Annotated in this window: 19 protein-coding genes; 6 read left to right on the top strand and 13 right to left on the bottom strand. The window is 72.0% G+C overall.

The window, feature by feature from the left end:
* Positions 1-287: 287 nt before the first annotated feature.
* The 3 genes from Actkin_RS22555 (at position 288) to Actkin_RS22545 (ending at position 2,572) form a co-directional block, all read left to right on the top strand.
* Entirely contained in the window at positions 288-725 is a 438-nt protein-coding gene (locus Actkin_RS22555) for an FxsA family protein (RefSeq protein ID WP_189211397.1), read from the top strand.
* A 104-nt stretch (positions 726-829) separates the two neighbouring features.
* Positions 830-1,348 carry a superoxide dismutase gene (locus tag Actkin_RS22550; protein ID WP_396122801.1) on the top strand — a complete coding sequence of 173 codons (519 nt, stop codon included), beginning with the start codon at positions 830-832 and terminating at the stop codon, positions 1,346-1,348.
* Between the two features lie 54 nt (positions 1,349-1,402).
* The gene (locus Actkin_RS22545; protein ID WP_258904176.1) at positions 1,403-2,572 is read left to right on the top strand and encodes a PucR family transcriptional regulator; all 1,170 of its coding nucleotides are present in this window, start codon (positions 1,403-1,405) and stop codon (positions 2,570-2,572) included.
* A 502-nt stretch (positions 2,573-3,074) separates the two neighbouring features.
* Here the strand turns inward: Actkin_RS22545 and Actkin_RS22540 are convergent.
* The 9 genes from Actkin_RS22540 to Actkin_RS22500 all read right to left on the bottom strand — a co-directional run bounded on the left by Actkin_RS22540 (position 3,075) and on the right by Actkin_RS22500 (position 13,543).
* Entirely contained in the window at positions 3,075-4,013 is a 939-nt protein-coding gene (locus tag Actkin_RS22540; protein WP_258904175.1) for an anti-sigma factor RsbA family regulatory protein, read from the bottom strand.
* A complete protein-coding gene (locus tag Actkin_RS22535) occupies positions 4,010-4,798 on the bottom strand; it encodes an MEDS domain-containing protein (RefSeq protein WP_258904174.1) in 789 nt (262 codons plus the stop codon). The genes Actkin_RS22540 and Actkin_RS22535 overlap by 4 nt, the downstream gene beginning before the upstream one ends.
* Before the next feature lie 79 nt (positions 4,799-4,877).
* Entirely contained in the window at positions 4,878-5,699 is an 822-nt protein-coding gene (locus Actkin_RS22530) for an NUDIX domain-containing protein (protein WP_258904173.1), read from the bottom strand.
* A gap of 35 nt (positions 5,700-5,734) precedes the next feature.
* Complete coding sequence (locus Actkin_RS22525) at positions 5,735-6,625, bottom strand: hypothetical protein (protein ID WP_258904172.1); 891 nt, start codon at positions 6,623-6,625, stop codon at positions 5,735-5,737.
* A gap of 64 nt (positions 6,626-6,689) precedes the next feature.
* Entirely contained in the window at positions 6,690-9,188 is a 2,499-nt protein-coding gene (locus tag Actkin_RS22520; protein ID WP_189211392.1) for a DEAD/DEAH box helicase, read from the bottom strand.
* 70 nt (positions 9,189-9,258) lie between these two features.
* The gene (locus Actkin_RS22515; protein WP_189211391.1) at positions 9,259-9,735 is read right to left on the bottom strand and encodes a hypothetical protein; all 477 of its coding nucleotides are present in this window, start codon (positions 9,733-9,735) and stop codon (positions 9,259-9,261) included.
* A 272-nt stretch (positions 9,736-10,007) separates the two neighbouring features.
* Positions 10,008-10,844: a metallophosphoesterase family protein gene (locus tag Actkin_RS22510; protein ID WP_189211390.1), complete on the bottom strand. Its 837-nt coding sequence runs from the start codon at positions 10,842-10,844 to the stop codon at positions 10,008-10,010.
* Positions 10,845-10,887: 43 nt separating this feature from the next.
* A complete protein-coding gene (locus Actkin_RS22505; RefSeq protein ID WP_258904171.1) occupies positions 10,888-11,349 on the bottom strand; it encodes a (2Fe-2S)-binding protein in 462 nt (153 codons plus the stop codon).
* Positions 11,350-11,359: 10 nt separating this feature from the next.
* Positions 11,360-13,543, bottom strand: coding sequence for a xanthine dehydrogenase family protein molybdopterin-binding subunit (locus Actkin_RS22500; RefSeq protein WP_258904170.1), 2,184 nt, complete (start codon positions 13,541-13,543; stop codon positions 11,360-11,362).
* A gap of 209 nt (positions 13,544-13,752) precedes the next feature.
* Here Actkin_RS22500 and Actkin_RS22495 point away from each other — a divergent pair, with 209 nt between their 5' ends.
* Positions 13,753-14,217, top strand: coding sequence for a hypothetical protein (locus tag Actkin_RS22495; protein ID WP_189211387.1), 465 nt, complete (start codon positions 13,753-13,755; stop codon positions 14,215-14,217).
* 905 nt (positions 14,218-15,122) lie between these two features.
* On the opposite strand, the gene recQ is transcribed toward Actkin_RS22495, so the two are convergent.
* The 4 genes from recQ to Actkin_RS22475 all read right to left on the bottom strand — a co-directional run bounded on the left by recQ (position 15,123) and on the right by Actkin_RS22475 (position 20,540).
* Positions 15,123-17,099 carry a DNA helicase RecQ gene (gene recQ / locus Actkin_RS22490; protein WP_258904169.1) on the bottom strand — a complete coding sequence of 659 codons (1,977 nt, stop codon included), beginning with the start codon at positions 17,097-17,099 and terminating at the stop codon, positions 15,123-15,125.
* Positions 17,100-17,721: 622 nt separating this feature from the next.
* Positions 17,722-18,687, bottom strand: coding sequence for a TIGR03557 family F420-dependent LLM class oxidoreductase (locus Actkin_RS22485; protein WP_258904168.1), 966 nt, complete (start codon positions 18,685-18,687; stop codon positions 17,722-17,724).
* Positions 18,688-18,763: 76 nt separating this feature from the next.
* A complete protein-coding gene (locus tag Actkin_RS22480) occupies positions 18,764-19,252 on the bottom strand; it encodes an SRPBCC family protein (protein ID WP_189211385.1) in 489 nt (162 codons plus the stop codon).
* Between the two features lie 64 nt (positions 19,253-19,316).
* Positions 19,317-20,540 (bottom strand): ricin-type beta-trefoil lectin domain protein, encoded by a 1,224-nt coding sequence (locus tag Actkin_RS22475; RefSeq protein WP_258904167.1) that lies wholly within the window; start codon positions 20,538-20,540, stop codon positions 19,317-19,319.
* A gap of 172 nt (positions 20,541-20,712) precedes the next feature.
* On the opposite strand from Actkin_RS22475, the gene Actkin_RS22470 reads away from it, so the two are divergent.
* Together Actkin_RS22470 and Actkin_RS22465 are read left to right on the top strand one after the other, a co-directional pair.
* Positions 20,713-21,432, top strand: coding sequence for a DUF8692 domain-containing protein (locus Actkin_RS22470; RefSeq protein WP_258904166.1), 720 nt, complete (start codon positions 20,713-20,715; stop codon positions 21,430-21,432).
* 57 nt (positions 21,433-21,489) lie between these two features.
* A complete protein-coding gene (locus Actkin_RS22465) occupies positions 21,490-22,059 on the top strand; it encodes an ArsR/SmtB family transcription factor (protein WP_189211382.1) in 570 nt (189 codons plus the stop codon).
* The last annotated feature ends 1 nt before the right edge of the window (position 22,060 follow it).

Genomic DNA, 22,060 nt, shown 5'->3' with positions numbered 1-22,060 from the left:
CAACGCACTTCACTGTGCGGACGCTATGTCGTGATTATGAGCGTCGGGCGGACTGCGCTGGCACGGTCCCGTCGCCGTCTGGCGCCCCGGGATCTTCCGGGGTTCTCATGACAATAGTGTGAAATGTTCGTATCCGGGATAGGCCGAACGGCGCGCGTGAAAATCGCCACGTGCCCCTTGACGGGGTCAGCGCCGCCAGAACGTCCCTGACCTGCGGTTTCGTGGGTGCGGGGATGTTTGGGCCCGTTCGCGCGTTGAACCGGTACAGACGTGGAAGGAGGCCCGCCGTGCCGGTCCTGGTGCTGCTGCTGCTCGCGATGGCCGTCGAGATCACCGTCCTGGTGTGGATCGGCGGCCTGGTCGGCGTGCTGCCGACGATCCTGCTCCTGGTCGCCGCGACGCTGCTCGGCGGCTGGCTGCTGCGCCGCGAGGGCGCCCGGGCGCTGGGGGCGCTGCAACAGGCGGTGTTCGCCCGCCGGGCGCCCGACCGCGAGGTCGTCGACGGCATGCTGATCGCCGCCGCGGGCGTGCTGGTGTTCGTCCCGGGGCTCATCAGCGACGTGCTGGCGCTGACGCTGCTGTTCCCGCCGACCCGCGCGCTGGTGCGCAAGCGGCTGCTGCGCAGGGCCGCGAGCCGGGCGGGCGTCATCGACTCGATCGTGGTCCCCGCCGAGCGGGTGGAACCGACCGTGATCGTGATCCCCGAGAGTCGGGACGAGACGTAAACACGACGGTTTAACTGTGTGCAGCCGGTCCATCGCTCTGAGTTGACGGGTTGTCCCCGGGTGACAACACTCGACTCGTGCGAGCGCTAATTGTTGCGACGATCATGAGTGCCTTGGGCGCGGTGCCCGCGTCGGCCGCGGGGCAGCCCGCGTCGGCCGAGGGCGGACACGCGCGGACGGCGGTGTTCGAGCAGTACCGGCCGGGCGCCGACGCCGTCACCTACTCGCTGGACCGGGTCCCGGTCGGCGCGCGGGCCTCGGTGCTCTCCTACGACCTGGGCGGGCGGACGGTGGTCGCGCTGGCCGTGACCGGCCTGCCGCCGAACACCGAGTACGGCGCCCACGTGCACGTCCGCCCGTGCGGACCGAACCCGGCGGACTCGGGGCCGCACTTCCAGAACGTCCCCGACCCCAACCAGCCCTCGACCGACCCGGCCTACGCGAACCCGCGCAACGAGGTCTGGCTCGACTTCACCACCAACCGGCGCGGCAGCGCGCTCGCGGTCTCCCGCGTCGCGTGGACCTTCGGCGACCGGCAGGCCGACTCGATCGTGCTGCACGAGCACCACACCCACGTGGGCGGCGCGGCGGGCGCCCGGCTGGGCTGCGTGCGGTTCGGCTGATACCCGACGCCCCCGGTCGTCGTTGTACTGACAACGACGACTGAGGAGGCGCCGGTGTCCAGCGTCGACCGCGTGGCCGAGCTGATCGACCGGGTGGACCGGGAGGTCGACGCGCTCACCGCGGTCACCTGCGCCCGGATCGAGGCCGAGATGGCCGTGTACGGCGCGGTGGTCCCGGTCGAGCGGCTGCACGCCTCGGTGGCGGCCAACCTGCGCGCGGCCCTGACCGGCCTGCGCGGGGCGACCGACCTGACCCCCGCCCGGGTGACCGCGCGCGAGCGGGCCGCCCAGGGCGCGCCGCTGCCGGAGGTGCTGCGGGCGTTCCGCATCGGCTTCACGCTGATCTGGGACCGGCTGGTCGAACTCGCAGGCGACGATCCGGAGGCCCTGCGCGCCGTCGTCGGCGCGGCGAGCACCACCTGGCGGCTGTTCGACGCCTTCAGCGAGGCGGTGACCAGCGAGTACCGCGAGGCCAACGCCGAACTGGCGCTGATCCGCCACAAACAGCGGTCCGCGCTGGTGGAGGCGCTGTTCGCGGGCGGGACCGACGCCTCGCTCTGGGACATCGCCCGGCTGCTCGACCTGCCGCTGGACGGGACGTTCGCCGTCGTCGCCGCCGAGGTGACCGGGCTCGGCCAGGAGCCGCTGCCCAGGGTGGAGGCGCGGCTGCGCGACGCGCACCTGGCCTCGGCCTGGCGGCTGACCCCCGACCTGCAGGTGGGCGTGGTCTCCCTGCACGGCGTCCTGACCCCGGTCCTGGACGTCCTGCGCGCCGACCTGACCGCGCGGGTGGGGGTGAGCCCGGTGTACGCGGGCCTGGGGAACACCGCGCAGGCCCTGCACTTCGCCAGGGTGGCCCTGGCGTCGCTACCCAGGGGGTCGGCGGAGGTCGCCCAGTTCGACCAGTCACCCCTGTCCGGCCTGGTGGCGGGCGCGCCGGAGACCTCAGCCCAACTGGCCCGACAGGTCCTGGGCCCCGTACTGGCCCTCGACGACCGCGATGTCCTGCTGTCGACCCTGCACACCTGGTACACCTGCGGCGGCTCGACCCGGCTGACCGCCCAACGCCTGTACTGCCACCCGAACACCGTCCGCCACCGCCTCCGCCGCGTCACCGACGAACTGGGCCGCTCCCTGACGGACCCGGCCGACGTCACCGAACTCGGCACCGCCCTCCGCGCCCTCCTGATGTTCCCCGACGCCGCCCACCGCCCGACAGGCTGACCCGCACCGCCGCGGGTGTGGTGTTTCCAGGCGGGGGGCCGCAGGCTGGAGCAGTGCCCGATTCGGGTGGGGCACGCGGCTCTGCCCCGGGGTGCTGGTGGTGGTTCGGGCCTGGCTTGGGGTTGCTCAGCACGGTTTCGGTGTGGCACGTGGTGCGGTGTGCGCGGTGGTGGTGTTTCGGGTGCGATCCGCCGACCCCGCAGGCGGGATCAGCGCCGGATAGGGGCGCGGCAGGGGAGGCAGCCCCGGCCCGGGCGGCGCCCACCGGCTTGGCCGGAGTGGGGCGTGTGGGCTCGCCCGGCAAGAGTCGCTGAATCGGTCGGTGGATCTTCCTGAGCGAAAGCAGGCCGTGCGGGCTCGTTGGTGACGCGCCCCGGCCGGTAAAGCGGCGACCTCTCCCGCTGGTCATCGAAACGAGCCAGAGCGGCGCGCTTCATGGCCTTCTCCCGCCTGCCCGGTCAGTGAGCCAGCCGGAGCGGGCGTGGTCCGGTACCTCGACCGGTTAGCGGGCCAGGCGGAGCAGGGCGCGCAGGGTGGTGCCGGTGGGGGTGGTGTGGGCGCGGACCAGGTCGGCGAGTTCGTTGACCAGGAGGAGGCCTCGGCCGAAGGGCTGGTCGCCGGGGGCGGGGCGGCGGCCTGCCAGGGGGTCGGACAGGTGGCCCGCGTCGCGGACCTCGCACACCAGGTGGTCGCCGTGGCGCCAGAGGCGGAGGACGCAGGAGCCGGTGGCGTGGATGAGGCTGTTGGTGACCAGCTCGGTCGCGATCAGCTCCAGGTCGGCCACCCGCTCCTCGGCCAGGCCGAGCGCGCGGGCGTGGGCGGTGGTGAACCGGCGGGCCGCGGTGATCTGGTTGACCTCGGTGACCGTCATGGCGACCGCGTCCGCCCGCCCGTCGAGCGGCTGGTTGTAGTGGGCGATGACGCGCTCGGGGGCGTAGTCGTCGCTGGGATAGCGGCTGTCCGCCTCCCACACCAGCGGATGGGTGGCCCGCGCGTCGGCCACCACGTGCGGATCGAGACCGGCCACGTCATACGGGCACACGATCGTCAGATCGCGGCCGGTGAACGCCGCGTTGATCAGCGCCTCGTGCTGGGCGCACGCCGGGTACTCGTCGGCGGTGCGCCCCGGCCAGATCGGCTCGCCGATGATGCGCACGTGGGTGCCGGGGTGCTCGTCGGCGAAGCGGCGCAGGACCCCGGCGATGATCCGGCCGGGATTGCGGCCCGCCTCGGCCATGTCGATCATCGTCACCCCGTCGGCGACCCCGGACAGCGCCGCGCGCAGCACCGACAGCCGGGGACCGGGCACCGCCACGGCGACCGGCTGCCCCGCCGCGACGCCGTCGCTGACGAACGGCACCAGCGCGGCCAGGTACTCGTCGTCGGACCGGTAGAACAGCGCCGGGTGGACGAAACCGTCGAGTGTCGTGTCGATCGTCATGCCGCTTGCTCCACGCGCACCCTCGACAGTCCGAGCACCTGCGCCATGCGGCTCGCGCCGGGCCAGTCGGTGCGCAGCACCAGCGTCACGCCCCGGCGCTCGGCGTAGCCCGCCAGCCGCAGCAGGCAGGCGTGATCGATGAAGGCCAGCTCCGGCGCGTCCACCACCATCTCCCCGCCGTCGGCGGCCAGGTCGACCCGGTCGAGCGCCGAGTCGAGCAGCGACCGGTTCGTCATGTCCAGCTCCCCGGCGAGCGCGACCGTGCGGTCCGAGGCGGCGTGCAGCCGGAAACCGGCGAGCCGCACGTTCGTCTGCGGGTGCAGGCACGCCAGCTGCGCCACCGCGGGGTCGCCCAGCTCGGAGCGGTCGTATCCGCACATCGCCGACATCGGGTTCTCGGACATGTACCGGTCGATCAGGTGCTCGTAGCGCAGGAAGGCGGCCAGCTGGTCGGGGGCGCGCACCAGCGCGGTCGCGTCCGCGGCGACCCGGAACCCGGTGAACCCGTCCGCAACGGCCTCCTCGGTCGCTCGCGCGTATACCGCCACCTGCTCGTCCGGATCGACGACGGAGCCGCCCGGGTACGCCTCGGCCAGGGATCGGACCTGCGCGGTCCCGTCCCGCAACGCCTCGGCCAACTCCGTCACCCCGTCGAGCTCCCTGGTCAGGACCGCCTCGGGGGCGGAGCCGACATAGCGGACCCGCTGCCCGGCGGCCAGGCCGTCGACCAGGAACTCCCGCGCGCGGAGCCGGAACTCCGCAGCATCGGAATACCACCAGCACACATGATCATGAAGGTCGAGATCCCGTGCGTGCCGCACCCATCCGGAACGTCGCACACGGCCAGGGTAGCCCCGCGCGCCGTCAGTAGGCCACGCGGTCCAGCAGCCAGCGCGGGCCGACCACCTCCGCGCCCGCCTCCTGGCAGCGCGCCCGCAGCCCCCGGTCCGCCGTGACGACTGTGCGCGCCCCGCCCCGGGCCAGCTCGGCGATGGTGTCGTCGCCGCTGCCCTCGGCGGAGACGACGCGCACCCCGGCGACCGACTCGACCCCGCGGGCCTGGCCCTCGACCACCAGGACGACCTCAGGGAACGCCACGTCGAACCCGCCGAGGCCGGGCACGTCGCCCAATCCGGCCAGCGCGTCGCGCAGCCGGGTCGCCGCGCCGCGCCGGTCGCGCCACCAGCCGTCCGGGCGCGAGCCCATGACGTTGGCGCAGTCCACCACCAGCACCGGCCTGCGCAGGTGCTCCCGCACCCTCGGCCACGCCTTGGCGAACGGCCCGAACAGCGGCCGCAGGTGCACCTCGCCGACCGGCACCCACGCCGCGTCCTCCGTCTCCCCGGACGCGGGCCCCACGGGCGGCATCCGCTCGACGGTGGCGATCACGGTGTCGTACGCCCAGCCGCCGTGGTCCTCCCGGAGGATGCCCAGCGGGCTGACCAGCCCGGGGTCCAGCGTCGACTCCTCCGCGGTCTCCCGCAGGGCCGCGGTGACCGCGTCCTCGTGGCTGTCCCGGGCGCCGCCGAAGGTGCCCCAGGTGCCGCCGCCCATCGTCCACACGGCCCGGTGCTGCAGCAGCACGTGCCCGTCCGAGACCGGCAGCAGCCCGGCCGCGCCGAAGCGGCCCCAGTGCAGGTGGCCCCGCTCGCACCGCACCACCCGGTCGCCGTCGCCCTTGCCCACGCCGTCCCCTTTCCGCCGAGGTCAACCGTAGGCGGTCAGTTGCGGGGTTCGCGGGCTCCGGTCGCGTGCGCGGGGCGGGAGAGGTCGCAGTAGGGGTGGACCTCGGTGCGCGTGTGGTCGGCCGACGGCGGCGCCGGGTGCAGCGGGATGATCCACATCTCCCGGTCGCCGGGCGCGCACGACGGGCTCGCGGGCGGTCCCGGCTCACCGCCGACCACGGCGCCGTCGTCGTCGCGGAAGACGATCAGCGCGCCCGGGGGCTCGATCGCCCCGCCCACGATCGCGCCCGTGGCGTCCCGGTACACCGCGGCGGCGCCCCGGCTGGTCAGCGCCCGGCAGTTCGGCGAGTCCTCCCGGTAGCGCAGGCTGACCACGCCCGGCGCCGCCGGGTTCGGGTGCTCGGTGGCGACCCCGGTCGCCGTGACGGTCCGGAAGGGACCGAGCGCGTTCCCGTCCAGCCAGGTCGTGGTGGTCAGCTCCACCTCGAACGACGCCACGACCGCCGCTCCGCCGCCGTACAGCGGCGCGGGGTGGGCGTCGGTGCCGACACCCACGCGCTGCCCCGGCAGCACCACCGGGATCTCCACCACCCGCCGGACCTCGCCCGCGCGCTCCTCGGGCAGCCACATCCGCTTGGCGTCGAACAGCCGCACCAGCACCCGCGTCCGGTACGCCGCGTGACCGCTCGTGTTCTCCACGACCGCGCCGACGCTGACCACGTCCGCGCTCTGCGTGAAGCCCTGCTCCACCACCCGCAGCCCACCGCCGTCGGGGGCGGCAGACGGCGCGGCCGGGGTCCCCTCGGCGTACGCCGGGATCGCGCACTCGGCCGCCCCCGACGGCGACGGCCCGTCCACGACCGCGATCACGGCGGCCCCGAGGATCACCGCGACCGCGGCCGTCAGCAGAGGGCGGAGGGCCGCCACGGGGCATCACCCGCTCCTGGTCGGTGGGACCCGAACATCCCACGGCGACCGGGACCGATCAACGTCAGAACTCGCCCACTGTCCGCACCGCCAGAACGGCGGTCCCGGATTCATCCGAAGCGCGCAAATCCACGTCCGCTGTGAAGCCCCAGTCGCCGTCGCCGTTGGGGTCGTCGAAGATCTGCCGGGCGTGCCAGACGTCCTCGCCCTGCTCCAGGATCAGCAGAGCGGGCCCGCGCGCGTCCGGGCCGGTGCCGATCTGGGCGTGCACGTCGAAGTACGGCTCCAGCGCGTCCGCCCACGCCTCGGCGTCCCAGCCGCTGTCGCCGTCGAGCTCGCCCAGCGCGTGCCAGTCGCGGCGGGCGGCCAGCTGCACGCGGTGGAACAGCGCGTTGCGCACCAGCACGCGGAACGCGCGCGGGTTCGTGGTGACCGCGGGCGGGGCCTCGTCGACGGGGGCCTCGGCGTCGTCGGCGGGGTTGGTCAGCTTCTCCCACTCGTCCAGCAGGCTGGAGTCGACCTGGCGGACCAGCTCGCCCAGCCACTCGACCAGGTCGGTCAGCTCCTCGGTCTTGGCCTCGTCCGGCACCGTCTGCCGCAGCGCCTTGTACGCGTCGGCCAGGTAGCGCAGGACCAGGCCCTCCGAGCGGGCCAGGCCGTAGAAGGAGACCAGCTCGGCGAAGGTCATCGCGCGCTCGTACATGTCGCGCACGACCGACTTCGGCGACAGCCGGTGGTCGCCGACCCACGGGTGCCCGCGCCGGTAGGTGGTGAAGGCAGCGTCCAGCAGCTCGGCCATCGGCTTGGGGTAGGTGACCTCGTCGAGCAGCGCCATGCGCTCGTCGTAGTCCATGCCCTCGGCCTTCATCGCCGCGACGGCCTCGCCCCTGGCCTTGTGCTGCTGGGCCGACAGCACCTGGCGCGGATCGTCCAGGATGGACTCCACGACCGAGACCACGTCCAGGGCGTAGGACGGCGACTCGCGGTCCAGCAGCTCGATCGCGGCCAGCGCGAACGGCGACAGCGGCTGGTTGAGCGCGAAGTCGACCTGGAAGTCCTCGGCGAGGGCGATCGTGCGGCCCTGCTCGTCCGGCTCGTCCAGCTTGCGGACCACGCCAGCGGCCAGCAGCGCCCGGTAGATGGCGATCGCCCTGCGGATGTGGCGGCGCTGGGCGGGCCGGTCCTCGTGGTTGTCGGTGAGCAGCTTGCGCATGGCGGCGAACGCGTCGCCCGGGCGGCCGATGACGTTGAGCAGCATCGCGTGGCTGACCTGGAAGCTGGAGGTCAGCGGCTCGGGCTCGGCCTCGACCAGCCGCTCGAAGGTCGGCTTGCCCCAGGAGACCATGCCCTCCGGCGGCTTCTTGCGGACGAACTTGCGCTTCTTCTTGACGTCGTCGCCGAGCTTGGCCAGCGCCTTCTCGTTCTCGATGACGTGCTCGGGCGCCTGCACCAGCACGGTCCCGACGGTGTCGTACCCGGCCCGGCCCGCCCGTCCGGCGATCTGGTGGAACTCGCGCGCCTTGAGCAGCCGCGTCCTGACGCCGTCGTACTTGGACAGCGCGGTGAACACCACCGTCCGGATCGGCACGTTGATCCCGACGCCGAGCGTGTCCGTGCCGCAGACGATCTTCATCAGCCCGGCCTGGGCCAGCCGCTCCACCAGCCTGCGGTACTTGGGCAGCATGCCCGCGTGGTGCACGCCGATGCCGTGGCGCACGAGCCTGCTCAGCGTCTTGCCGAAGCCGGGGGAGAAGCGGAAGTCGCCGATCAGCTTGGCGATCTCGTCCTTCTCCTGGCGGGTGCAGACGTTGATGCTCATCAGCGACTGCGCGCGTTCGAGCGCCGCCGCCTGGGTGAAGTGCACGACGTAGACCGGGGTCTGGTTGGTGCTGAGCAGCTCCTCCAGCGCCTCGTGCAGGGGCGTCATGCCGAAGGAGAAGAACAGCGGGACCGGCCGCTCGGCGCTGGCCACCACGGCGGTGTCGCGGCCGGTGCGCCGGGTCAGGTCGTCCTTGAACCGGGTGACGTCGCCGAGGGTGGCCGACATCAGCAGGAACTGGGCCTTGGGCAGCTCGATCAGCGGCACCTGCCAGGCCCAGCCCCGGTCGGGCTCGCTGTAGAAGTGGAACTCGTCCATGACGACCTGGCCGACGTCGGCGTCCGCGCCGTCGCGCAGGGCGATGTTGGCCAGGATCTCCGCCGTGCAGCAGATGATCGGCGCGCCCGGGTTGACGCTGGAGTCGCCGGTCATCATGCCCACCTCGGACGCGCCGAAGATGTCGCAGAGGGCGAAGAACTTCTCCGAGACCAGCGCCTTGATCGGCGCGGTGTAGAAGGTGCGCTGCTTGTGCGCGAGCGCCACGAAGTGCGCGCCCGTCGCCACGAGCGACTTCCCGGACCCGGTGGGGGTGTTCAGGATGACGTTGGCGCCGGAGACCAGCTCCATCAGCGCTTCTTCCTGCGCCGGGTACAGCGACAGGCCCTGGTCGTCCGCCCACCCCGCGAAGGCGTCGAACAGCGCGTCGGGGTCGGGGGAGCCGGGGAGGCGGGCGGTGAGCGTCATGGTGCCCACGATCGTGCCCGGTCGGCCGCCGCGCCCGCCACCGGGGTGGCGGGGCGGCCCGGGGGAGGTCCTAGAACCGGTGCCCGTAGAGCACGCTGCGCACCGCTCCGACCACGGAGCTGAACAACGGCAGCGACGGGTGCGCCAGGTCGGGCGCGGTGGCCCAGTGCGTCACCGACCGGTCGGTGTCCGGTGTGGGCAGCAGGACCCTGGCGGTCACCGGCTCCACACCCGGCGGCAAGGGGCGCCGCCGCTGGTCATCGGTCGCGGGCTGGGTGAGGAACGTCCACTCCGTGCGCTTGCCGGGCACCGCGAGGACGGGGCCCGCCAGCATGCGCAGCCGCAGCCACCACTGCACCTCCGCGCCCAGTCCCGCGCGCATGCGCAGGGCGCCCACCTCGGGGCCGACCTCCAGGTACGCGCCGAGCGAGTCGCCGTCCACGGGCCAGTGCAGCACCGAGCGGTACTCCGACACCTCGAACGCGACCGACTCCGGTCTTCCGTCTCCGTCCACGGCGTGCAACGCCGCGATGTTCGCCGCCGTCATGGCGAGCCACCCTCCACCGTCGCCGTCCGGCATGTCGCCCCATTGCGGCCGCCGGGCGCCGACTCTCGTTCATCTAAAGGATCGGCGGTGAAGCCCCCCGCGACTCATCCCAGTAACCCATAACCTCACGGTGATAACGGTCACAGACGGTCATAGTCGGATGGCGGTGCGGCGCATCCGGGCAGGTCGCGCCGAGGGCGGTCGTCCGGAGAGGCGTCACCCGCCCGCGCGGCGCCGGTCCCGGATTGTGCCGGGGCGGAGTGCCGCCGGGGTCAGACGCGCGCCGGGCTCGGGAAGACCTTGCGCAGGATGCCGTGCGGGTTCCCGTGGCGCTTCCACTCCCTGGGGTAGCCGAGGCTGACCTCCTGGAAGCGGACCCCGTCGTGGTGGGTAACGCGCGGGACGTGCAGGTGCCCGTAGATCATCGCGGCGGTGCGGAAGCGGGTGTGCCAGTCGGCCGTCAGCGTCGTGCCGCACCACTGGGCGAACTCCGGGTACCGCAGGATGTCGGTGGGCTCGCGGACCGTCGGGTAGTGGTTGATCAGCACCAGCGGCACGTCGGGGTCGCAGCCAGCCAGGCGGGCCTCGGTCTCCGCCGCCCTGGCCCGGCACCAGTCGTCGCGGGTCTCGTACGGGTCGGGGAACAGGTAGTACTCGTCGGTGCAGACGATCCCCGCGGCGTGCGCGATCGACAGCGACTCCTCCTTCGTCGACGCGCCGGGGGCGCGGAAGGTGTAGTCGTAGCCGACGAACAGCGGGGCCAGCCGCACCGGGCCGTCCTCGCCCTCCCAGACCGCGTACGGGTCCTCCGGGGTCAGCACGCCCAGCTCCCGGCAGATCGCCACCAGCCGCTCGTACCGCTCGACGCCGCGGGTCTGGTCGGGGTCGTTGGGCGTCGTCCACAACTCGTGGTTGCCCGGCGTCCACACGACCCGCGCGAAGCGGCCCGCGAGCAGTTCGAGGGCCCAGCGCACGTCCGAGGTCTTCTCGGCGATGTCGCCTGCGACGATCAGCCAGTCCTCGGCCGACCCCGGGCGCAGACCGCGGGTGATCTCGCGGTTCTCGTCGTAGGTGATGTGCAGGTCGCTGACGGCCAGAAGGGTGCCCACCCCCCGATCCTGTCATCCGGACCGGGGGTCGGGCAGCCGGACGTCAGCTTCTCATCAACTCGGCGGCGCGCTTGATCGCCTGCCGGACGCGGAAGTACGTCCCGCAGCGGCACACGTTCTCGATCGCGTCGATCTCGGCGTCGGTCGGGTCCGGGGTGCGCCGCAGCAGCGCCACCGCGGCCATGATCTGGCCCGGCTGGCAGTAGCCGCACTGGGCGACGTCCTGCTCCAGCCAGGCCTGCTGCACCGGGTGGAGCACGTCGCCGTCGGCGAGGCCCTCGATCGTGGTCACCTCCCGGCCCGCGATGTCGGCCACCGGGGTGACGCAGGGGTTGAACGCCTCGCCGTCGATGTGGCTGGTGCACGCCTTGCAGACGTCGATGCCGCAGCCGTACTTCGGTCCGGTGATGCCCAGTTTGTCCCGCAGCGCCCACAGCGCGGGGAGGTCGGCGGGAGCGTCCACGGTGACGGTCTCCCCGTTGACGGTGAAGGAGTAGGTCGGCACGGATGGCTCCTTAACGCGGGAACGGCTCGAAGTCGACGGGGAAGTTGATGGGGAACGACCGCGGCTTGACCCCGGTCGCGCGGGCGTAGGCGTTGGCGATCGCGCCCACGGCCGCGGGCACGCCGAGTTCCCCGGCCCCGCCGGGCTCCCCGGACGGCGGCATGATGAAGATCCGCACGTCGGTGGGGGAATCGGCCTGGCGGGCGTAGTGGAACTGGGAGTAGCTGCCCTCCAGCGGCAGGCCCCGGTCGATGTGCAGGCCCGCGGTCAGCGTCGTGGAGATCGCGTCGGTGAGGCCGCCGAGCAGCTGGGCCTCCAGGCCGCGCGGGTTCACCGGCAGGCCGTAGTCGGCGGCGATCACCGCCCTGGTCACCCTCGGGTGGGCGCGGTCGCGCGCGTCGATCTCCACCAGGCACGCAGTGCACGACTTGTACTCCTCGTGGAACCCGACGCCCTGGGCGAACCCGGCAGGCAGCGCCTTGCCCCACTGGCCCTCCACCGCCACCTTGTCCAGCACCGCGCGCTGGCGGTCGGTCTTGAGGAACGCGCGGCGGAACGCGACCGGGTCCCTGCGCAGGCGGCGGGCCAGCTCGTCGACGAAGATCTCCTCCGCGCCGCGGGTGTTCGCCGAGTACACCGACCGCCACGAGCCGGTGTGCATGCGCAGCGGGACCTCGTTGAGCAGCTGCGTGGTGACGCCGAAGTGGTACGGGGACTTGATCGTGGTCAGGAAGACCGTCTGGGCGAAGCTGAGGTTGCCGCCCACGGGCAGCTCGGCCGCGGTGGCGGTCAGGATCTCGCCGAGGCCGTGCCCGAAGTCGGTCTCCACACTGGCCACGCGGTGCTCGAAGGTCAGCACGTTGCCCAGGGCGAACGTGGCGCGCAGCTTGTGGTGGCTGGCCGCGCGGGTGCGGCCGTGCCGCATGTCGTCGATACGGCTCCACAGCAGCTTGACCGGCCTGCCCGCGGCCTTGGAGATCCGCGCGGCCTCCAGCGCGGCGTCGAAGAACAGCCTGCGGCCGAAGGAGCCGCCGCCCTGCACCACGTGCACCTTCACCCGGTGCTGCGGCAGGCCCAGCTCGCCGGCGATGGTCTGCTGGGCGACGATCGGCGACTTCAGCCCGGCCCAGATCTCCGCCCGGTCGGCCCGCACGTCGGCGATGGCGGTGTTGGACTCCAGCGGCGCGTGGCTGACGAAGGCGAAGTCGAACTCGGCGTCCTGGTACTGCGTCAGCAGGGGCGGGACCACGAACGGCAGGGCGGCGGCGCGCAGCTTGCGGCGGATCGTGTCGTCGTCCTCGTCGTCGACCGTGCCGGGGTTCCAGGAGACCTCCAGGGCGTCCTTGCCCTGCTGGGCCTGCCCGAACGTCTCGGCGAGGACGGCGACGCCGGTCTCGACCACGACGACGTCGACGACGCCGGGCATGGCCTTGACCGCCGCGGCGTTGTGCACGCGCCGGACGGTGCCGTTGATCGTCGGCGGCCTGCGGACCATGGTCGGGTGGCCGGGCAGGTCGAGGTCGAGGGTGTAGCGCTGGCGGCCGGTGACCATCGCCCGCGCGTCGACCCGGCTGGTGGGGGTGCCGACGATGCGGTGCTCGGACTTGGGCGTGACGGTCGTGGGGCCGAGGTCGGTGCGCGCGGCGTCGCGGGTCAGCTCGGCGTAGGTCGCGCGGTGGTCCTGGCCGAGCACGGCGCCGTCCTCGGTGCGCAGCGTCGTGGCCGGGACGCCCCACCGGGCCGCTGCGGCGGCCACCAGGCGGGCGCGGGCGGCGGCAGCGGCGGTCCGCACCGGGCGGTAGACCGAGCGGATGGTGTTGGAGCCGCCGGTGAGCTGGTTGAACAGCAGCTCGGGGCGGGCGTCGTCGAGCACGACCCTGACCAGCGCCAGCGGCAGGTCGAGTTCGTCGGCGACGAGCATGGCGGTCGCGGTGGTGATGCCCTGGCCGACCTCCGCGCGCGGCAGGTGCAGCGTCGCGCCGCCGTCCTCGTCGACGGTCAGGGTGAGCAGGTTCGCGGTGGGGGAGCCCGCGAGGATCAGGATGTCGCCGAGGTCGAGCAGGTCGGCGGGGGCGGGCGGGGTGGGGACAGCGGCGAGCGCGGGTTCGGCTGTGCCGATCTTGGCCGCCACCGTGAGCGTCGGCGCGGCGACCAGGTAGGCGAGGAACCGTCTGCGGTTGGCGGGGATCGACATGTGCGCCTTTCCGGACGCCGGGATTGACCCGGATGGAGTGCACTGTGATGCACCGCACCCTATGGATGATGATCCGGAATGTGCAACGCTGAGTAGCGAGCCCTCGCGAATCGTGTCACGTCGTGACACGCGCAGGGCAGATGGGGTGCATGCGCGCACAGTCCGCGGGGTACCTGAACCAAACCGGCGGACGACGAGGAGCGACTGTCATGACCGAGCACCCACGCGGCATCGCGCGCAGGCTGGTGACGGTGACGCGGGGCGGAGCCGCCCCCGGCGTCGACGCCCCGCTCGACCTGCTCGGCGGCCCCGACGAACGCACCCGCCTCCGCGCCGTCATCCGCGAACTGGTGGACGCGACCGCGGCGATGCTCCTCCACCGAGGCGGCGACAACCCAGACCACCTCTACCTACTGGACCTCCGCGACGCCGAGGGCAACGAGGTCTCGGTGGACGACCTCACCCCACCCGTCCGGGCCCTGGTCCGAGCCGTCCTTGCGGACCTGAACGGCCGCCCGGAGGACGTGGACGTCCAGCTGGAACTGTCCGTCCGCAACGAAGGCGGCGACCCCCTGAGCGTCCTCGTCCTAGCCCTCCTGTGGACCGTCGGCTCCCTGGAGTGGTGCGAAGCCCACGACGCCGACCCCCCAGCCTGGCTCGCCCAGACCGCTTAGACGCGGGCTAGCAGGCCGCGTACAACTCCCCAGGCTGGAAGGCACCCCGACCGCCACGTCTCGGCCCAGTGCTCCGGCAGAGCGCACCAGCCACCGCCCCTCCATGACGTGCCCAGCTCCCCGCCCCCGCCTGTCCCGACCGTCAGCGAAAGCCGACTGCCGCGCCCTAGGCTCCTTGCCCCGAGTGCCACGCCCGACCGACCTGCGCTGACCGCCCACTCGCTGACCGCAGGCGCGCGGAGCGCAGACCGCCGATGAACGACGCGCAGCACTCCGACTTCGCCCGCCCACTCACTGGCTGTTCGCTCGCTGACCGTTCGCTCGCTGGCCGCCGTCCCGCATCCCCGTGCTGGTCGAGGCGTTCCGACTGCCGTGCGCCGATCCCCCACCCCTCCGGCGGGTTGGTTGGCGCGCCGACCGTCCCCCACCCTCCGGGTTGCTTGGTGCGCTGACCGCCCTACGCTCTCCGGAGTTGGCTGGTTGCCGCCAATCCACCGCTCCCCGGCGTTGGCTCCTGACGCCGACCGCCGTCTCCCGACGCCGGACGCCGTGCGCCGGACGCCGTGCGCCGGACGCTCTCGCTGGACGCCGCGCGCCGGACGCTCTCGCTGGACGCGTGCGTCGACTGCTGTGCCTGGACTGCCGTGCGCCTAAGACGCGTGCCGGTTCCTCGTGCTGGCTGGCCCATCCCGACTGCCGTGGTCCGCCGAGACCCTGACTGCTATCCGCTGGGCTGGCGTCGCTAGAGGGTGCGCGGCTGGGGTTGCCGTCGCGCCCGGCCACCCATATGCGAACGCACCTTCGGCGGTCTCGCTCCCGGCCCCTGCATTCCTGGTGTTCGCCCTGCATTCCTGGTGCTCGGTGGCTCGGTCGTGCCTTGGGGCCGATTTAGTTGTCCTGTGGGGTCAGTAGTCCTCCTCGGGGGGTTCGGGCAGGGGGATGTCGGTGTCGTCGTGGGAGGTGAGGTGGGGGTGGTCGGGGGCGGGGGTGGTTGGTGTGGAGGGGGCGTTCGGTGTGGAGGGGGCGGCGTTGGGGGTGGCTGGGGTGTTGCCTGTCAGGGTGTCCAGGACTTGCTGGCCGTAGCGGGCCAGTTTGGCTTCGCCTACGCCGCTGATCTTGCTCAGCTCGGCGAGGGTGGTGGGGTTGGCGGCGGCGATGGCGCGGAGGGTGCTGTCGTGGAAGATCACGTAGGCGGGGAGGCCCTGTTCCTTCGCTGATGCCGCTCGCCAGGCGCGGAGGCGGTCGAAGGTGGGTTGGGCGGTGGAGGGCATGTCGACGGACGCGCGCTTGCTCGTCGAAGCCGTGCGGGTGGGGCGGGCTGCGCGTTCCGGGTCGCGGCGGAGCATTACCTCGCGTTGGCGGGCTAGGACTGCGGGGCTTGCGTCCGTCAGGTGCAGGGTGCCGTAGTCGCCCTCGACCTTGAGCAGACCTTGGGCGAGCAGCTGGCGCACGACCGCGCGCCACTCCGTGTCCTTCAGTTCGGTGCCGATGCCGAAGGTGGAGAGTTGGTCGTGGCGGTGTTGGGTGACCTTGTCGGTCCGTTTGCCCAGGAGGATGTCGATGATCTGACCGGCGCCGAAGCGCTGGTTGCGTTCGCGGTCGAGGCGGACGATGGTGGACAGCAGCTTCTGGGCGGCGACCGTGCCGTCCCAGGTCTCCGGCGGGGTCAGGCAGGTGTCGCAGTTGCCGCACTCGGGGGCGCTCTGGCCGAAGTAGTTCAGCAGTTGGCCGCGCCTGCACTCGACCGTCTCGCAGAGGGCGAGCATCGCGTTGAGGTGCTGGCCCAGCCTGCGCCGGTGCGCCTCGTCGCCCTCCGAGGCGTCGATCAGCTTGCGTTGCTGCACGACGTCCTGCAGGCCGTACGCCAGCCACGCCGTCGACGGCAGGCCGTCGCGGCCCGCGCGGCCGGTCTCCTGGTAGTAGCCCTCCACGGACTTCGGCAGGTCCAGGTGCGCCACGAACCGGACGTCCGGTTTGTCGATGCCCATGCCGAACGCGATCGTGGCGACGACGACCAGGCCGTCCTCGCGGAGGAACCGCGACTGGTTGGCAGCGCGGGTGCGGTTGTCCAGGCCCGCGTGATACGGGACGGCGGGGATTCCGTTGTCCACCAGGAACTGGGCGGTGTCCTCGACCGAACTGCGCGACAGGCAGTACACGATCCCGGCGTCGCCGTCGTGCTCGGTGCGGATCAGGTCGAGCAGTTGGCGGCGCGGGTTGTTCTTGGGGACGATGCGGTACTGGATGTTGGGCCGGTCGAAGCTGGCGACGAAGTGCCGCGCGTCGGCCAGGTCGAGGCGGGTGGCGATCTCCGCGCGGGTGGCCTCGGTGGCGGTCGCCGTCAGGGCGATGCGGGGGATGTCCGGCCAGCGCTTGTGCAACTCGGACAGCAGCAGGTAGTCGGGGCGGAAGTCGTGCCCCCACTGCGACACGCAGTGCGCCTCGTCGATGGCGAACAGCGCGACCTCGCCCTGGTCGAGCAGCCGCACGGTGGACTCCACCTTGAGCCGCTCGGGCGCGAGGTACAGCAGGTCGAGCTCACCGGCCAGGAACGCCTGCTCGGTGTCCCGGCGCTCGGCGAAACCCTGGGTGGAGTTCAGGAATCCGGCCCGCACCCCGAGCGCGCGCAGCGCGTCGACCTGGTCCTGCATGAGCGCGATCAGCGGCGAGACCACGACCCCGACACCGGAGCGCACCAGCGACGGGATCTGGTAGCACAGCGACTTCCCGCCGCCGGTCGGCATGAGCACCAGCGCGTCGCCGCCGCTCGCCACATGCGTGACGATCTCGGCCTGGTCGCCGCGGAACTGTTCGTAGCCGAACACCCGCCGCAGGACTTCCTGGGCGGCGGCGCGGACGTCGATCTGGGTCTCGGGAGGCACGGGTCCGATCCTAGAGGCGCGCCGGAAACGCGCGCCGCCCCTCGCCGCCGGGCTGTGGATAACTCGATGGTGAGGGACGTTCGGCTTCGCTCGGCGGGTGTTCTGGAGGCCGGTCCTTCAGGGGTATCGAGACCTTCCCGCGTCGTCTCATTTCGGGGGTGATTGCCGGGCGACCGATCGCGGCGCGGCGGCTAAGTGGGCCGATGCGGCAGGGCGTTGCGGCATCGAGAAATTTTGTCGTGCCCCGGCGATAGGATTGAACCTGGGGGTTCGCCCCCGGGTGGGAGGGGGTCTGCTCTCTGCGCGCGCGTGCGTGAAGCAGGGTGTGGTTGGGGGAAAGCAGGTGTGGTTGCGCGTCAGTGGTGTGGGTGTGCAGCAGGTGGGTATGGAGCAGTTGGGCGCAGTGGGTGAGGCAGATGGGCTGTAGCTGGGTGTGAATCGGATGGGCTGTAGTTGGGTGTGAAGCAGGCAGGTGTGCAGTGGGCGCGCGTGCAGTGGCGGCCCGCAGTAGCGGGCGTGCGGTAGGCGCGCGTGCCGCAGGGGTGGAGCGTGTGTGGTCAGTCGCAAGTGCGGTGAGTAGGTGTAAGGGTGTGCAATAGCTGAGGCCGAATGTGGCAAGTGGTTAGAGGGTGCGGAGGGCGGGGAGGAGTTCCTTCTCGGCGAAGTCGAAGAAGTCGCGTTGGTGGTCGCCGCCTATTTGGACTAGGGCGATGTCGGTGAAGCCTGCCTCGGTGTAGGCGGAGACTGCCTTGAGGATGGGGTCGATGTCGGGTCCACAAGGGATGCTCGCGGCGACGTCCTCAGGGCGGACGAATTGGGTGGCCGCGGCGAAGGCCGCTGTGCCGGGGAGTTCGGCGTTGACCTTCCAGCCGCCGCCGAACCAGCGGAACTGGTCGTGGGCCCTGGTGATGGCGGCGTCGCGGTCGCGGTCCCAGCAGATGGGGAGTTGGCCGATCTTGCGGCTGCGGCCGCGGGCCGCGGCGTCCCAGCCGGTGACGAGTTGCTCGTTGGGCTCGACGGCGATCATGTGGTCGGCCAGTGGGGCGAAGCGGTTGACCGACTGCTTGCCGGAGACGGCGACGGCGATGGGCACGCGGGTGTCGGGCAGGTCCCACAGTTTCGCCGAATCCACCCGGAAGTGGTTGCCGCCCCGGGTGACGTAGCCGCCGTCGAACAGGGCCGAGATGATGTCGACGGCCTCGGCCAGCATGTCGTGGCGGACGTCGACGGTGGGCCAGCCGCGGCCGACCACGTGCTCGTTGAGGTTCTCGCCCGCGCCCAGGCCGAGCACGAAGCGGCCGCTGGCCAGGATCTGGGTCGTCGCCGCCTGCTGGGCCACGATCGCCGGGTGGTAGCGGATGATCGGGCACGTCACGTACGTCATCAGCTCGACCCGCTCGGTGACCTGGGTGACGGCGCCCAGCACGCTCCACGCGTTCGGGGCGTGGCCCTGGGCGTCGAGCCAGGGGAAGTAGTGGTCGCTGGAGACCTCGAAGTCGAACCCGGCGCGCTCGGCAGCGGCGGCGTAGGCCACCAGCTGCGCGGGCCCGGCCTGCTCGGTCATCAGCGTGTATCCGAAGTGAGCCATGGCGTGGAGGTTCCCGGCGCCCGCCGGGCACAAACGTAGCCCCCGGCGGGGGGACCGGGGGCTACGCGGCTCGTGGTTACAGCGGGTTGGTGGTGGGCGCCTGCGGCGGCGGATCGACCTCACCGCGCCACGCGCCGGTCTCCATGCCCGCGCGGTCCTGCTCGATGAACTGCTTGAACCGCTTCAGGTCGGACTTCACCCTGCGGTCCAGCACACCCAGCTTGTCAGCGACGTTCTCGACGAACCCCTCGGGGTCGATGTCCATCTGGGCCGTGACCCGGGTGGTGTCGGCGTCGATGCGGTGGAAGGTGACCACGCCCGCGTGCGTGGGCCCGTCGACGGACTTCCACGCGACCCGCTCGTCCGGGCGCTGCTCGGCGATGACCGCGTCGAACTCGCGGGTCACCCCGCCGATGGTCGTCTTCCAATGGGTGGTGCGGTCGTCGAGCTGCCTGATCTCGTCAACCCCCTCCATGAACCGAGGGAATGTTTCGAACTGGGTCCACTGGTTGTACGCGGTTCGCACGTCAACGTGGACGTCCACCGATTCAGTGATCGTGCTCATCGACCGTGAACTCCTTCCGTTGTCCTCGATCGATGACTACCCCGCACGCCAGGCGGCTACACATTCACGGCGTCGTCCATTTCTGGTTGGCCGCCCCGGTGCAGGTCCAGATCTGCAGTCTCGTCCCGTTCGCGCTGTTGTGGCCAGTGACGTCAAGGCACTTGTCCGCGGCGATGTTGACGATGTCGCGCGCCCCGCTGATGGCCCAGCGCTGCGCCCCGGTGCCGTTGCAGTCCCAGAGCTGGACCTTGGCGCCATCGTTCGTGGCGCCCGCGGTGACGTCGAGGCACTTGCCGAGCGCGCGGATGCTGCCGTCGCCCGCGATCGTCCACTGTTGCGCCCCGGTCCCGTTGCAGTCGTACAACTGCACGGGCGTGCCGTTGGCGGTGTTGGCGCCCGCGACGTCGACGCACTTGCCCGCCAGGCCGGTGATCGGGCCCGCGCGGTCGCCCGAGCTGACGCGCACGTAGTCGATCACCATCGCCTGCGGGAACACCGTGGTGGCGTCGGGGTCGCCCGGCCAGTAGCCGCCGACGGCGAGGTTGAGGATCAGGAAGAACGGGTGGTCGAACACCCACCGGTCGCCGCCGAGGTCGCTGGGCGTCTTGGTGCTGTAGACGACGCCGTCCACCGACCAGGTGATGCGGCCCGGCGCCCAGTCCACGGCGAAGACGTGGAAGCCGTCGGCGAAGCGCTGCCCGTTCGGCAGGGTGTACCCGGCGCCGACGCCCTCGGCTCCGGAGTAGCCGGGGCCGTGGATCGTGCCGTGCACGGTCGACGGCTCGAACCCGACGTTCTCCATGATGTCGATCTCGCCGCTGGCAGGCCAGCCGACCGAGCCGATGTCGTTGCCCAGCATCCAGAACGCGGGCCACATGCCCTGCCCGCGCGGGACCTTGATGCGCGCCTCGAACCGGCCGTAGGTCTGGGTGAAGGTCGCCGCGGTGTTCAGCCGCGCGGAGGTGTACTGGCACGTGCCGTACCAGCACTGGTAGTTGGCCGGGTTCTCCCGACGCGCGGTGATGACCAGGTTGCCCGCGCCGTCGAGCGCGGCGTTGCGGGTGCTGCCCGTGTAGAACTGGCGTTCGTGGTTGTTGACGTTGTCGCCGACCTCGTGGCGCCACTTGGCCGGGTCGACGGGCGCGCCCGCCGGTCCGGTGAACTCGTCGGCCCACACCACGGCCATCGGCCGGACGGGCTCCGCGGTGGAGGCGGGGGCTGCGACCAGCGCGGACGCGGCGAAGGCCGCGGCGAGCGCGGCGAGCAGTCGGGGTTTCGCGTGGGACATCGTCGTCACCTCGGCGAGTGATTTGTCCAGGGTGACAACAAATATGCATGGTCTGGACCTGGTTCGACAAGACCTTTCCGGAACCGGTTCCGGAGCCGGGGTGGATCGCCCGATCGGGTCTTCATAAAAGGGGCATATCGTGTGAGGCCTTCCCTGAACTGGAGGTTGCCGGGTGGTCGCGCACGTCGAACGGGTCGTGGCGGGTGTGGAGGTGCGGTTCGGCCGCGTGGGGTGGTGGGTCCTCGGCGTCACCGTCGCGTTGAGCCTGCTCAGCATGGGCGTGCCCGCGCTGATCGACCATCCGCTGACCCGCGACCGAGGGGAGATCCAGAACTACCTCGACGTGTTCATGGAGGGGAACCTCCCGACCTGGTGGAGCGTGGCGCTGCTGACGACCGGCGCGCTCGTGCACGCCGTCGTCGGCGCGCTGGCCCGCGCGAGCGGTGTGCGGGGGGCGTGGGCGTGGTTCGTCAGCGCCGCCGTGCTCGGGGCGCTGGCGCTGGACGACCACACGCAGCTGCACGAGCGGCTGGACCGGATCGGCAACCAGATCACGACGTTCGAGCGGTTCCCGCACTACTGGGTGCTGCCCGGTCTCGTCCTCGGGGCGGTCGTGGCGGGCGGGCTGCTGTTGCTCGCCGTGCGGCTGCAGGGGGTCGCCCGCTGGTGCATGGTCGGCGGCTGCGCGCTGCTGCTGGGCTCGGCGCTGGGCATCGAGACGCTGCAGGGCGTGCTGATCGCGCTGGACGAGAGCGGTCCGCTCTACGTGCTGACCTACCACGCGGAGGAGCTGGGGGAGAACCTCGGCGTCCTGCTGATGCTCGCGGCCGCGGTCCGGTCGACCGTCGTCACCCGCCAGGGCTCCGCGTTCCAGCTCGCCTACCTGCCGTGAGACCGACAAATCAGTTTGTCTTGACAACTTCAGTTGTCGGTCACTACCGTTCTGCCCATGGACGACGTGACCGTCATCGACGACCGGGCCGCCGCCGAGGCGTGGCTGGACCCGACCCGGGCCCGGCTGCTCGCGCGGCTGGCCGAGCCCGGGTCGGCGAGCACCCTCGCCGGGCAGCTCGGCATCCCCCGGCAGAAGATCAACTACCATCTGCGCACGCTGGAGAAGCACGGCCTGGTGGAGCTGGTCGAGGAGCGCCGCAGGGGCAACATGACCGAGCGGGTGCTGCGGGCGACCGCCACCTCCTACGTCATCTCACCGGACGTCGCCCCCGAGCTCGCGCCGGACCCCGACCGCTCCGGCGACCGGCTCTCCGCGCGCTGGCTGCTCGCCCTCGCCGCCCGGCTCGTGCGGGATGTCGGCGCGCTCATCACCAACTCCGCCAAGGCGAACAAGAAGGTGGCGACCTACGCGCTCGACGGCCAGGTCCGCTTCGCCACCCCGCAGGACCGCGCGGCCTTCGCCGCCGAGTTGGGCGACACCGTCACCGCGCTGCTGGCCAAGTACCACTCCGAGGACGGCCGCGACCACCGCGTCGTCGTCGCCGTGCACCCGAAGGCGGACTGAC

The organism is Actinokineospora sp. UTMC 2448, assembly GCF_024760565.1.
In the GTDB taxonomy this organism is placed as follows: domain Bacteria; phylum Actinomycetota; class Actinomycetes; order Mycobacteriales; family Pseudonocardiaceae; genus Actinokineospora; species Actinokineospora fastidiosa.
Note: the sequence above shows the minus strand (reverse complement) of the source record. Positions and strands in the feature narration are given on the sequence as shown.

Coding starts and splice junctions, on each gene's coding strand:
- Actkin_RS22550 (WP_396122801.1), top strand. CDS start 830: ATGAGTGCCTTGGGCGCGGTGCCCGCGTCGGCCGCGGGGCAGCCCGCG.
- Actkin_RS22540 (WP_258904175.1), bottom strand. CDS start 4,013: ATGACGATCGACACGACACTCGACGGTTTCGTCCACCCGGCGCTGTTC.
- Actkin_RS22520 (WP_189211392.1), bottom strand. CDS start 9,188: ATGACGCTCACCGCCCGCCTCCCCGGCTCCCCCGACCCCGACGCGCTG.
- Actkin_RS22515 (WP_189211391.1), bottom strand. CDS start 9,735: ATGACGGCGGCGAACATCGCGGCGTTGCACGCCGTGGACGGAGACGGA.
- Actkin_RS22500 (WP_258904170.1), bottom strand. CDS start 13,543: ATGTCGATCCCCGCCAACCGCAGACGGTTCCTCGCCTACCTGGTCGCC.
- Actkin_RS22495 (WP_189211387.1), top strand. CDS start 13,753: ATGACCGAGCACCCACGCGGCATCGCGCGCAGGCTGGTGACGGTGACG.
- Actkin_RS22485 (WP_258904168.1), bottom strand. CDS start 18,687: ATGGCTCACTTCGGATACACGCTGATGACCGAGCAGGCCGGGCCCGCG.
- Actkin_RS22480 (WP_189211385.1), bottom strand. CDS start 19,252: ATGAGCACGATCACTGAATCGGTGGACGTCCACGTTGACGTGCGAACC.
- Actkin_RS22475 (WP_258904167.1), bottom strand. CDS start 20,540: ATGTCCCACGCGAAACCCCGACTGCTCGCCGCGCTCGCCGCGGCCTTC.
- Actkin_RS22465 (WP_189211382.1), top strand. CDS start 21,490: ATGGACGACGTGACCGTCATCGACGACCGGGCCGCCGCCGAGGCGTGG.